The 9,350-nt window shown below is 72.0% G+C and carries 8 protein-coding genes and 1 pseudogene; 6 read left to right on the top strand and 3 right to left on the bottom strand.

Annotated features, from left to right (window positions below; translation table 11 throughout):
- The 4 genes from AB0O00_RS21855 to AB0O00_RS21840 all read left to right on the top strand — a co-directional run.
- A partial coding sequence (locus tag AB0O00_RS21855) for a PP2C family protein-serine/threonine phosphatase (RefSeq protein ID WP_363654224.1) occupies positions 1-677 on the top strand: 677 nt, incomplete at its 5' end.
- Between the two features lie 17 nt (positions 678-694).
- A complete protein-coding gene (locus AB0O00_RS21850) occupies positions 695-1,555 on the top strand; it encodes an NAD-dependent protein deacetylase (RefSeq protein ID WP_363654222.1) in 861 nt (286 codons plus the stop codon).
- Positions 1,556-1,787: 232 nt separating this feature from the next.
- Positions 1,788-3,209, top strand: a complete 1,422-nt coding sequence (locus AB0O00_RS21845) for a family 2B encapsulin nanocompartment shell protein (protein ID WP_363654220.1) — start codon at positions 1,788-1,790, stop codon at positions 3,207-3,209.
- 85 nt (positions 3,210-3,294) lie between these two features.
- Positions 3,295-4,590 carry a SufS family cysteine desulfurase gene (locus tag AB0O00_RS21840; protein WP_363654218.1) on the top strand — a complete coding sequence of 432 codons (1,296 nt, stop codon included), beginning with the start codon at positions 3,295-3,297 and terminating at the stop codon, positions 4,588-4,590.
- A 65-nt stretch (positions 4,591-4,655) separates the two neighbouring features.
- On the opposite strand, the gene AB0O00_RS21835 is transcribed toward AB0O00_RS21840, so the two are convergent.
- The 3 genes from AB0O00_RS21835 to AB0O00_RS21825 form a co-directional block, all read right to left on the bottom strand.
- A complete protein-coding gene (locus AB0O00_RS21835) occupies positions 4,656-5,768 on the bottom strand; it encodes a trypsin-like serine protease (RefSeq protein WP_363654216.1) in 1,113 nt (370 codons plus the stop codon).
- A gap of 170 nt (positions 5,769-5,938) precedes the next feature.
- Positions 5,939-6,358 carry a hypothetical protein gene (locus AB0O00_RS21830; RefSeq protein WP_363654214.1) on the bottom strand — a complete coding sequence of 140 codons (420 nt, stop codon included), beginning with the start codon at positions 6,356-6,358 and terminating at the stop codon, positions 5,939-5,941.
- A gap of 64 nt (positions 6,359-6,422) precedes the next feature.
- Positions 6,423-8,048: a hypothetical protein gene (locus tag AB0O00_RS21825; protein WP_363654212.1), complete on the bottom strand. Its 1,626-nt coding sequence runs from the start codon at positions 8,046-8,048 to the stop codon at positions 6,423-6,425.
- Positions 8,049-8,412: 364 nt separating this feature from the next.
- Between AB0O00_RS21825 and cseB the strand changes: the two genes are divergently transcribed.
- Together cseB and AB0O00_RS21815 are read left to right on the top strand one after the other, a co-directional pair.
- Positions 8,413-9,120: a two-component system response regulator CseB gene (gene cseB / locus AB0O00_RS21820; protein WP_363654211.1), complete on the top strand. Its 708-nt coding sequence runs from the start codon at positions 8,413-8,415 to the stop codon at positions 9,118-9,120.
- Between the two features lie 5 nt (positions 9,121-9,125).
- Positions 9,126-9,350: pseudogene (locus AB0O00_RS21815) on the top strand (hypothetical protein); the annotation flags it as partial.

Raw genomic sequence — 9,350 nt, 5'->3', positions numbered from 1 at the left:
CGGTGGCCGCCTGCTACCGGGCGGCCCAGACGCAGGCGCTGATCGGCGGCGACGCGTACGCCGTCCAGGAGACCCCGTACGGTGTGCGGCTGATGATCGCGGACGTGCGGGGCAAGGGGCTGCCGGCGGTCGCGACGGTGTCGGTGCTGCTCGGGGCGTTCCGGGAGAACGCCGCGCGTGCCTCGGACCTGGTCGCGCTCGCGGACGCGCTGGAGCAGTCGCTGGCCCGCGAGAGCGCACACCGCGACGAGGAGGTGCGGACGGAGGGGTTCAGCACGGCGCTGCTGGTGGAGTTCCCGCCCGGCGGGGACGCCGTGCGCGTCCTGAGCTGCGGCCACCCGGGGCCGTACGTGCTCGACGGCGCCACCGGCGGCGTGCGGCGCCTGGACGCGGCCGACCCCGGCCTGCCGCTCGGCATGGGCGCGCTGGGCCCGGCCCGCTCGGCGCCGGACCGGTGGCCGTTCCCGGCCGGGCACACGCTGCTCCTGGTCACCGACGGCGTCACCGAGGCCCGGGACCGCGCCGGCCGCTTCTACGACCCGGTGACGGGCCTCGCCCCGCTGGGCCCGTTCGCCGGCCCGGGGGAGGTGCTGGACGCGCTGGCGCGCGACGTGGCGGCCTGGACGGGCGGGCCGAGGGACGACGACATGGCCGTCCTCGCCGTCACTCGTCCGTGAGATCTAGGCTGGGGCGCGTGAGTGCGCACGCGACGCTCGACGACGCCACGGCGGCCGACCGCGAGGGCCTGGAGACGCTGGTCCGGCTGCTGGCCGGGCGGGGCGTCGTGGTGCTCAGCGGCGCGGGGCTGTCGACGGAGTCCGGCATCCCGGACTACCGGGGCGCCACCGGCAGCAGGCGCCGACGCGCGCCGATGACGTACCAGGAGTTCACCGGCGGCGAGGAGGCCCGGCGCCGGTACTGGGCGCGCAGCCACGCCGGCTGGCGGACGATCGCGGCGGCCGAGCCCAACGCCGGGCACCGGGCGGTGGAGCGGCTGCGCCGCTCGGGCCACGTGGCGGCGGTGATCACCCAGAACGTGGACGGCCTGCACCGCGCGGCCGGCACGCGTACGGCCGTCGAGCTGCACGGCGGCCTCCACCGGGTGGTGTGCCTGGGCTGCCGCCGCACCAGCGCGCGCGAGGAGCTGGACGGGCGGCTGGAGGAGCTGAACCCGGGCTTCCGCGCGGCCGGGGCGCAGGTGCGCCCGGACGGCGACGCGGAGCTGCCGCAGGAGCTCGTCGACGCGTTCCGGATCGCCCCCTGCGGGGTGTGCGGCGGGGTCCTCAAACCGGACGTGGTGTTCTTCGGCGAGAGCGTGCCCAGGCCCCGCGTCGAGCGCTGCTTCGGGCTGGTCGACGCCGGTCAGGCGCTGGTCGTGCTCGGCTCGTCCCTCGCCGTCATGTCGGGCCTGCGCTTCGTGCGGCACGCGGCCCGCGCCGGCACCCCGGTGGCGATCGTCAACCAGGGGCCGACCCGCGGTGACGACCTGGCCGCGGCCCGGATCGGCCTGCCGCTGGGCGCCGTCCTGACCGAGGCCGCGCACCGGGTCGGCTGAACCCGGGGCCCGTTTTCACGCTTTCACCGCGCTCGTCAAAGCTCTGCTTGGGAACACATCGGTGGCGCTTATGGCCAAACTCACTCGTTCGAGTGAGTTTATCGGGCCGTTGTTGCCCTACGTACTGGTGCGCTCACCTTTCGGTGAACTTAAACGTCCTTACACGAACCCGGATCGGCGGCCACAATCTGACGCATCGTCGGATCAGCCGATTTACGGGAGGGGATCACTCGTGACCATCGAGGCCGTCCAGCAGAGTCAGCAGAGTCAGCAGAGCCTCAGTACCTCCGCCGCCCGGAACCTCGCCACCACCACCAAGACCGTCCCGCAGATGCTCGGGATCACCCCCCGGTACCTGCTGCGCGCGCTGCCCTGGGTCGACCTGGAGGCCGGCGTCTTCCGCGTCAACCGCCGCCGCGGCTTCATCCTCGGCGACGGGCTGATCAGCACCTACGTCGACGGCGCCGGCGCCAACCGCGTCATCGCCGAGGACCTGCGCGAACTGGCCTTCCTCAGCCAGGTGGACAGCCCGCTGCTCGCCGCGCTCGCCAGCGCCTTCGTCGAGCGCGACGTCGAGCCGGGCGAGCTCATCGTCGAGGCCGGCGCCCCCGCCGACCAGCTGCACATCATCGCCTTCGGCCGCGCCGAGAAGCGCGCCACCAACGAGTACGGCGCCGACGCCCTGCTGGCCGTCCTCGGCGAGGGCGACTTCTTCGACGGCGCCGAGTGGGCCAACGGCACCGAGACGACGTACCGGGTCAAGGCCGTCAGCGCGTGTACCGTGCTCTCGGTCGACCGCCGCACGCTCGTCGAACTCGCCGACCGCGAGCCCTCGTTGCGGGCCCAGCTCGACGAGTTCGCCGCCGCGACCGTGCGGCCGCAGGCCGACCGCGAGCACCCGATCGACCTCCAGTCGGGCCACGCCGGCGAGCCGTACCTGCCGGAGACCTTCGTGGACTACGAGGAGAGCCCGCGCGAGTACGAGCTCAGCATCGCGCAGACCGTCCTGCGGGTGCACACCCGCGTCGCGGACGTCTACAACTCCGGCATCGACCAGGTCCAGGCCCAGTTGCGGCTGACCGTCGAGGCGCTGCGCGAGCGCCAGGAGTGGGAGATGCTCAACAACGCCGAGTACGGCCTGCTCAACAACGTCGCCGCGACCCAGCGCGTGCGCACCCGCAAGGGCGCGCCCACCCCGGACGACATGGACGAGCTGCTCGCCCGGGTCTGGAAGCAGCCCGCGTTCTTCCTCGCCCACCCGCGCGCCATCGCCGCGTTCGGGCGCGAGTGCACCCGGCGCGGGGTGCCGCCGCAGATCGTCGAGCTGTTCGGCAGCCCGTTCCTGACCTGGCGCGGCGTGCCGCTGCTGCCCTCCGACAAGCTCGACCTCAAGGGCTCGGCGAACTCGGCGCCCGGCACCACCAACATCCTGCTGATGCGCGTCGGCGAGGACCGCCAGGGCGTCGTCGGCCTGCGCCCGGCGAAGGTGCCGGACGAGGTCGAGCCGGGCCTCGCGGTGCGGGCGATGGGCGTCGACCGGCAGGCCATCACGTCGTACCTGGTGACCAGCTACTTCTCCACCGCCGCCCTGGTGGACGACGCGGTCGCGGTGCTCCAGAACGTCGAGGTGTCCAACTACCATGACTACTCCTGACGGACTCGGGGGCGGACTCGGGGGCGGACTCGGGCGCGGCTCCGGGATCCACGGCGCGACCCAACGGCCTCCTGCGGCAAGCAACATGACGGCCACTCAGTTCTACTGGCTGCCGGCCCAGGAGGCCCCGCCGACCTCGTCCGCCCCGCCGGAAGCGCCCACGAGCGGGTTCGACGTCGAGGCCGTCCGCCGCGAATTCCCGCAGCTGCACCGGGAGGTGAACGGCCACCCGCTGGTCTGGCTGGACAACGGGGCCACCACCCTCAAGCCCCGCCAGGTCGTCGAGGCCGTCGGCGAGCACTACGCGACGAGCACCTCCAACGTTCACCGCGGCGCCCACACCCTCGCCAAACAGGCCACCCAGGTCTACGAGGAGGGCCGCGCCGAGGCCGCCGGACTCCTCGGCACCCCGGACCCGGACGAGATCGTCTTCGTCCGCGGCACCACCGAGGCCGTCAACCTCGTGGCGCAGAGCTGGGGCCGGGCCAACCTCGGCGTCGGCGACGAGATCCTCGTCTCCGCCGCCGAACACCACTCCAACCTGGTGCCCTGGCAGCTCGTCGCCAAGGAGCGGCGGGCCCGGGTCGTGCCCGTCCCGCTGCTCCCCGACGGGCAGCTCGACCAGGACGCCTACCGGGACCTGCTGAGCCACCGCACCAAACTGGTGGCGCTCACCCACGCGTCCAACGTGCTGGGCACCGTCCCGCCGGTGGCCGACATGACGGCGCTCGCCCACCGGTACGGCGCCCGGGTGCTGATCGACGGCGCCCAGGCGGTCAGCCACTTCCCGGTGGACGTCAAGGCGCTGGACGCCGACTTCTACGCCTTCTCGGGGCACAAGATCTTCGCCCCGACCGGCATCGGCGTCCTCTACGGCAAGCGCGACGTGCTGGAGGCCATGCCCCCGTGGCAGGGCGGCGGCAACATGATCGACTCGGTCTCCTTCGACGAGACGACCTACGCCCCCGTCCCGCACCGCCTGGAGGCCGGCACCGGCCACATCGCCGGCGTCGCCGGCCTGCGGGCCGCCCTGCGCTACCTGTCCGGCCTCGACCGCAAGGCCGCCACCGCGCACGAGGAGCAGCTCACCGCGTACGCCATGGCCGCACTGGCCACCGTGCCCGGGCTCCAGCTGATCGGCAACGCGCCGGGGAAGATCGGCGTGCTGACCTTCCTCCTCGCCGGCACCGACCCGATGGCCGTCGCCGCCCTGCTCGACCAGCAGGGCATCGCCGTCCGCGCCGGCCACCACTGCGCCCAGCCCGCCCTCGCCGCCTACGGCCTCCAGAGCGCGGTCCGCGCATCGCTGGCCCTCTACAACACCGTCCAGGACGTCGACACCCTGGTCACCGCCCTCCAGGGCATCCAGGCCACCGCCTGACGGCCAACGGGCGGACGCCACCCTCCAGGTGGCGCCCGCCCGTTGCCGTGCTCATGAAGGAGGAGTCACCAGGTCCACTTGTGGTCGGCGTTCTCCCCGCAGGGCCACTGGATGGCCTTCTCGCCCTGATTGGCGTTGCCGCCCAGGATCGCGAGGCACTGGTCGGACTGGTGGTTGACGAGCTTGTAGACGGCCTCGCCGTCCTGGTAGGAGTCCACCTGCCTGGTCCACTGCTGGTCGGCGTTCCCGTTGCACTCCCACTGGATCGCGCGCTCACCGGGCGTCATGCTGCCGCCCTGGACACCCAGGCAGAACTGGGAGTTGAGGCTGACGATCTCCACGAACCCGGTGTTGGGGACGGGCCGGGCGGACCACTGCTGGTCGGCGAGGCCCTTGCAGCCCCACTGGATCGCACCCTCGCCCATCGTCTTGCTGCTCGCGGGGATGGCGAGGCACTGCTTCGAGTTCCGGTTGACGATCGGGAGCGCGGGCTGGCGGACGTCGGCCGACAAGGGGTAGGCGTTGGCCTTGGTGAACAGCGTGTACTGCCCGGGCTCGCCGCAGCCGAAGCCGTAGGAGGCGATGCCGATCAGTACGCCCTTGGCGACCAGCGGGGCCCCGGTGTCACCGAAGCAGGCGTCGGTGCCGCCCTTCGGCGATCCCGCGCAGAAGTTCCTGCCGTCGACGTAGCCGGGCCGGCCGGCACAGTCGGCGTTGGCGACGACCGGCAGGACGGCGCTGTGGAGCTTCGTGGCGTACGTGAAGTCGTCCGGTGCCGTGCTGCCCCAGCCGAGGACGGTGGCGGGGGTCCCGGGCGCGTAGGGGGAGCCGCCGATGCTGATGGGCGGCGCGATCCGGACCGGCGTCTGCGGCAGGTCGCGCGTCAGGGTCAATACGGCGAGGTCGTTCTTGGGGGTGGCGCCTGCGCCCGCGGCGTAGTCGGGGTGGATCCAGACCTTGCGGATCCTGGCCTCGGCACCGCCACCGACAGTGCGGTCGGCCTGGCCCGCCACCACCCGGATGGCGGCCGGGTCGAAACCGGCGGCACAACGGGCGGCCGTCATGACCTGCCCGGGCGAGATCAGGGCGCCCGCACAGTTCCACTCGAAGCCGTCCTGGTTGATCCGGATGCTGACCACCCACGGCGTGGCGTCGAGGTCGGCAGGGGAGCCGCCCACCACTGCGACCGCCGGGACGGCGGGGAGGAGGAGCGCGGCGGCGGCACCGCCGGCGACGATGACTCGTCTGGTAAACCTGTGCCAAAGATGAAGCGTCCGCTTCACAGTGGAAATCCTTTGTCCGAGCGGGTCTTGCGGGTGTGGCTGTCGGGCGTGCCGACGGGATGCGGCTACCCGGCCGGCAACGGGCGGGCGGGGCGGGCCGGCCGGGCGGCGGCCGCGAGCAGCACGGCGACTGCGAGTGAGCACACGGCGGTCGGCCAGAGGCCGTGGGCTGCAGCCCAGACGGTGCCCAGCAGGTGTGCGGCCGCGGTGATGGCGACCGGTATTGCCGGCCGCCGCGCCCCGGAGCGGCGGTGGCGCACGGAGGACGTGACGGCCCACACGCAAACCCCCGCCCATACCAGGGCCAGCACCGGCCCGATCGCCGTGCCGTACCGGTCGTACGTGCTGCCGTCGTCATCCAGGGAGGAAAGCTGGAACATCCACATCGCCAGGGCGATCCACAGGCTCATGAGGGCCTCGGCGACCAGGACGACCCTGGCCGCGATGACGGCGAACCTGGTGGTGGCGGAGCGGGGGACTGACACGGGGCGGTGCGCCTTTCTCTCCTGAACGCGGTGCGGTGGCCGGCCATGCGATCGAGGGGGACGGCTACTTGATGGTGTGAAGGTCGCCGAGGCTGGCGCTGACGGCGCAGTCGTGGCTCGCGGCCTGGTAGCGCTCTTCCTTGGAGACGTGGCCGTAGCCCTTGTTGTAGTACTCCCCGAACCATCGGCCCTGGGCGTTGTTGTAGAGGTCCATCCGCTTCTCGTCCTCCGGACCGTCACCGTCCTCGTGACGGTCGCCGAAGCCCTTCGAGATGTTCACGTTCATGTCGATGGCCATGCGCGCGTTCCAGTAGCAGTGCCGGTAGGCGTCGCCCTTGCCGTTGTGGAGCGACTCCCGGGGAAAGTTGCGCTCGGCGGCGGCCAGGGCGGCGTCGGCGTGCTTCTTGGCGTCGCGGCAGATGTTGACGTGCGAGGGCTGGAGCACGCAGAACTTGAACTCCGAGCCGTTCATGCCCCCGGGGTAGTAGCTGTAGAGGGCCCGCGGCGAGGCGGAAGCGCTCTCCCGGGCGAGTGGCGACGCGGCCGTTGCCGACTTCGGTGCCACACCGTCGAGCGAGGAACCGAGCTCCAGTTCGGCCACGAGCTCGGCGGCGTTGGCCGGCTCCTTGTCCAGGGTCGGCGCCTGGTCGGTCTCGGTGCCGGTGGCGGCCTTCGCGGCCTGGCGTGCGACGTCGTCGCTCACGACGGCGGTGTTCCCGAGGACCTTCACCTCCGTGACCGTCCGCTGCGTGTCGGAAGCGTGCCACTCGGTCGGTGTCGGCAGTGAGGTCGACTCGCCGACCACGAGCGATGCGCCGCGGGAGGACGCGGAGGCGGCGCCCAACAGCCCTTCGGTGACGCGGGACCGGCTCGCCAGCGTGATCTGCCCCGGGTTCCTGCTGAACTCGGCTGCGGCCAGGGCGCTGGTTTCGAAGTCGTCGCGGCCGACGACGGGCCCGTAGGTGCTCGGGTACAGCTTTTCGACGGAGATGCCCACGGCGGTGCGGACGATCTCGGGGGCGAGCCCGTCGAGGTACGACTTCGCATCGGGTGCCATGGACTGGTCCCGGGTCAGGATCAGCGCACCGTTGACGTTCCCCGCTCCCGCCGCCGCGCTGATCAGGTCGGTGGGGTTGTAGCCGTTGGTGATGACGACTTCCTGCGGGTTCCGGATCCCGTCCCGGGCCACCACGAGCGCCGTCTGCTCGAAGTTCGCGCCGCGCAGGACCTTCGGCGTGAAACCCGCCCGTGCGATCAGGTCGACGGAGAGGTCGTTGAAGCCGCCGACCAGGTACACGGTGCCGAGCTTGGGCAGAACACGCCGGATCTCGGCGATCGTGTCCTTCCCGGGCACGCCGGACGCGGCGGTGTAGAGCAACGGTCCCTTGCGGGCGGCGGCGAGCGGGACGGACACCGCCGCTTCCTGGTCCTGCCCCTGCCGGACCAGCACGACGCTTTGGGCGGCCTGCGCGTCCCCTGCCGCAGGGGCGGCGCTCCTGGCAGAGGTGGTGGCCGCGTGGGCGGGCCACCGGTCCTGCGACGCCCTGACCGCGATTTCCTCCGGGCTCGCACCCGTCACCCGCCCCACGGACACGGGCTGCTGGGTCGAGTCGGCGGCGTGGGCGACGCCCGCCGGGCTTACGAGTGCGCCGACGAGAGCCACCCCGGCTGCCAGGGTGAGGCCGGCCACGCTTCGATTTCCGACGGCCGTGTAAACGGACACCGTTTCCCCCCTGGGAACTTGACGGTTCGGACCGGATCGATGAATGCGGCCCGCGTTTGGACCCGTGGGAGCGTAATTGAGATTCAAGTATTCGTAAAGTCGAACCCATTGAATGGCAAGTCATGTGAATCGGCGAAGTCGGTACCAATCGGGACATGCCCGGCCACTTGGACGGTTCTCGCCGGGCTTTGTATCCGTCGTGTATCGGCCGGCGCTTGATCGGGTGTCGGTGTCCGGTGGTGGGGTGGGGGTGTCCGATGTCTGCGGTATCGTCCGTTTCACGTTCCGAATCCCGCCCCCGCCCGCCGTTTCGCAGAGGAGCCGTCCGCCCGTGTCCGACGTCCGTCCGGTCCGTGTGTTGCTGGTGGAGGACGACGAGTTGATGCGGCGGGCGTTCACCGTCGCGCTGGAGCGGTACGGGTACGCGATGACGGCCGCGGCGGACGGGCTCACCGGGCTGGAGCTGTTCCGGGAACAGGAGCGGGAGTTCGACCTGCTGATCCTGGACGTCATGCTGCCCGGGCTCGACGGGATCGGGCTGTGCCGCAGGGTCCGGGAGACGAGCCTGGTGCCCGTGCTGATGATGTCCGCCCGCGGGGACGGGCTCGACATCGTCGCGGGACTGGAGGCCGGGGCGGACGACTACGTGGTCAAGCCCGTCGACACGTTCGTCCTCGTCGCCCGCATCCGTTCGCTGCTGCGGCGGGCGACGTACGCGCCACAGCAGCCAACGGAACCGGCCGCCTCCGCCGACGAGGTGCTCACCTTCGGGGACCTCGTCATCGACACCGCCGGGATGGAGGTGTCCCTCGCCGGGAAGCCCGTCGCCCTGACGCCGACGGAGCTCAAGGTGCTCCTGGAGTTCGCCGCGCGCCCGGGCGTCGTCCTGGAGCGGCACACCCTGCTGCGCGACGTCTGGGACTACGGCTGGGACGGCGACAGCCGGGTCGTCGACCTGTGCGTGCAGCGGCTGCGCCGCAAGCTCGGGCGGGACCGGATCGAGACCGTCCGCGGCTTCGGCTACAAGCTCAGGCGCTGAGCCCGGTGCGATCGCCGAGACGTCGCCGCCGCACCTCCCTGCGGTGGAAGATCGCCGCACTGGCCGCCCTCACCGCCTGCCTGGTCGCGGCGGCCGTCGGCGTGCTGGTGCACGTGTGGACCGCGCGGGACATCCGCTCCCGCGCCGACGCGCAGGCCTTCAACACCGTGTACTCGGCCATGGACGTCTACCGCCGCACCGGCGCACTCGCCGACGGCGCCGAGCTCGAC

This window comes from Kitasatospora sp. NPDC093558, from assembly GCF_040683475.1.
GTDB lineage: Bacteria > Actinomycetota > Actinomycetes > Streptomycetales > Streptomycetaceae > Kitasatospora.
This window is presented reverse-complemented; position numbering and strand designations above follow the sequence as displayed.

Bases quoted from the DNA above. Each gene is read 5' to 3' on its own strand.
- AB0O00_RS21840 (WP_363654218.1), top strand. From the start codon at position 3,295: ATGACGGCCACTCAGTTCTACTGGCTGCCGGCCCAGGAGGCCCCGCCG.